Raw genomic sequence first — 2,659 nt, forward strand, 5'->3', positions numbered from 1 at the left:
AAACCGATACAACTCATCCGGTATCGCTTCGGCCTTCCGCCTTGCCAGGGGGCGCCTGGACGCGGCTCACTGATCGAAAGCCCGATCTCAAACACGCTCTTAGCGGCCGCCGAAGGAACTATAGTTGAGCATCCATCGGGCATGCCCTGGCTTGCTTGGGGTTTTCGGGTAGGTGAGCAGAGTACTGATTGAACTCCTGTTGGCCACCGGCGACTCAGCACCGCCACCGGGCAACTACCGGATCGGAGGAGGCATCGTTGCGGGCCGTGGGGTCATGGTTCGGGTTCGGGTTCGTGGCCGAGCGCGTGTAATGCATGGGAGTGCCCGGCAATAGGAGTGTGGATCAAAAAACAGGGCCGGGGCGCGTGCATCGCGAGGTGGCACGGGGAGTCACCGGAGGTGGTGGGTGTTGACCGACAAGCCGGGATACCCATGCGTCGTGCGGTGATGGATAGGGGAGCGATGATACGAGGCACCGCGCGGGCGGTACGAGCCGGACAGTCCTGTTGCCGGGCGCTCTTAGCGGCAATAACCGTATGCCATGAGGGCGCGGATAGGCAGTGAGCGGGATGGGCGCGTCCGAACGAATCGATCTTGTTATGCTCCGTGTCTGGTGAGGGTCGGGGCGAGGTCGAGTGGCTGTCACGGGTCGTGACGGTCGTTTCACCGCGGCGAAGGCGTGGTCGATTGTTCGAGAGATATGCACGGCGCTTGGCCTGGATGGCCAGGATGCCGAGGTAATAAAAATTACCGCTAACGCGGTGTTCCGGTTGCCGCGCTCCGGAGTGATTATCCGGATTTCCGGATCCCCGGCGATGGCGTACCGTGCGTACAAAGTCGTTCAGGTAGCTCGTTGGCTGGCCCGGCATGACGTGCCGGCGGTGCGCCTTGCACCTGGTCTGCCGGCACCGCTGCACCTCGACGGCACCGTGGCCACCCTGTGGATCGATGCTCTGGCCGGGCCGCGACCAGCCGAACCGCGTGCTCAGAGCCTCCTGGAACGGCAGCCTCCGGCAGGCGCCCGAGGGCTGGTGGCACGTGCGCGCAGGTCCGCCTCGGACGAGCCTGTGCGCAACAGCGGACCACCAACCGCCTCCGACCTCGCGGTGGTCCTCCGACTGATCCACGCGTTGCCGCTGCCCATCGTCGCATTGCCGAACTGGGATCCGCTCGACGACGTCCGCCGGCGCCTCGCCGACGCGGAGGGGCTCGCTGACATTGACCGTATCTTCCTGCAGCGCATGGCCGACCGGCTCGAAGCGGCTCTTGAAGATGTCACGTACGAGCTGCCGGCGGGGATCGTCCACGGTGACGCTCATCTCGGGAACCTGATCAGAAGCCCCGATGGCCGGGTGCTCGCCTGTGATTTCGATGCCACCTGTTACGGGCCGACCGAGTGGGACCTGGTTCCCTTGGCTGTCGGGCGGTTGCGTTTCGGTTACCCACCAGAACGATACGCGCTGCTCGCGTCCGAATACGGTTTCGACGTGACGCACTGGTCTGGATTCGAGGTGCTGCGGGCCGTACGGGAACTGAAGCTGGTGACGAGTGTTGTGCCGATCCTCACCAGCAATCCGCGGGTGGCGGCGCAGTTCGCCGTCCGGCTGGCAAGCCTGCGTTATGCGGACGAAAGCGTCCGCTGGTTACCGTATTCCTGACTTTTATCAGCTTTCTGATAGTTCATCGGAGCCGGACTCGCCATCGTCCCCAGTGACTGGACAGGGCCCGTGGTTTTGTCTGAGGGTGAATTTGCTGGGATCCGCGTGGTTGCTCTGGCGGCTCCTGTTGCCAGTCTAGCGGATTGCTGTTGGCGGCGGTGTCCGAACAGTGTGGCGATTGTGCCTGGCCGCCGGGTCGTTGCGCTGGCTGGCCTTGTAGCGGTGGTTCGCTGCCGTCGACCGCGCCATCCACAGGACGTTTTCGGCAGATGCGTTGGGTGAATAACGCGGTCATGCTGGCTGCCCATGCCACCGCGAGTAGGTAGCCGGCGATGACGTCCGACAGATAGTGCACGGCGAGGATGAGACGTGCGCACCCGACCGCCACGACGGCCAGCGCGGTCACGGCGGTCACGGCGACCGGAGGCCGTTGCCCGCGGACAGCAGCCAGTACCGCGAGCCCCACCATCGCCGCGACCGTCACCCCGATGACGTGCCCGGACGGAAAGCTCATCCCGTGGGCCGGGGCGAACGCCTCGGCGACGGGCGGGCGCGCTCGGGCGATGATGATTTTGGTTGCGGTGCTGAGGAGGCCACCGATCCCGATGGTGATCCCGATGAACAGCGCCGACCAGCGGACGCCGGCCGGATCGAGCCGGCCGAGACCGCGCGGGCGGCCGCCCCACGGCGGGCTGGCCCGCAACCACAACACCGCCACCACGACCAGGGCAGCCAGCCGGAGGATGAACGGAGCGAACAGCATGCTCAGGACTTCGGCGGCGTCGACCGGCCAGCTCCGGGTGGCGACAATCCTGCTGAGATCCTCGATCGTGTCGGCGTCTGCGTTGGCGAGCGGCATCCAGTGGATCTTCACCATGGCCGTGAGGACGACGAACAGCACCGCGCACGTTCCCGCGGCCCACCGTGCTCCCATGACGTCCCAGTCTCTTCCCGCTCGCCGGCCGGGAAAAGCCCTGCCCGCGGCTCGCCGGCCTGCTGCC

The 2,659-nt window shown here is 65.9% G+C and carries 2 protein-coding genes; one reads left to right on the plus strand and one right to left on the minus strand.

Annotation, left to right across the window (positions count from 1 at the left end; genetic code table 11):
• Positions 1 to 635: 635 nt before the first annotated feature.
• Entirely contained in the window at positions 636 to 1,658 is a 1,023-nt protein-coding gene (locus MJ783_RS22510) for an aminoglycoside phosphotransferase family protein (RefSeq protein WP_239313719.1), read from the plus strand.
• 22 nt (positions 1,659 to 1,680) lie between these two features.
• Here MJ783_RS22510 and MJ783_RS22515 read toward each other — a convergent pair.
• Positions 1,681 to 2,659, minus strand: a 979-nt coding sequence (locus MJ783_RS22515; protein WP_239313721.1) for a phosphatase PAP2 family protein, incomplete at its 5' end; no start/stop codon positions are given.

The sequence above is a fragment of the Protofrankia sp. Cj3 genome, assembly GCF_917627355.1.
Taxonomy (GTDB): domain Bacteria; phylum Actinomycetota; class Actinomycetes; order Frankiales; family Frankiaceae; genus Protofrankia.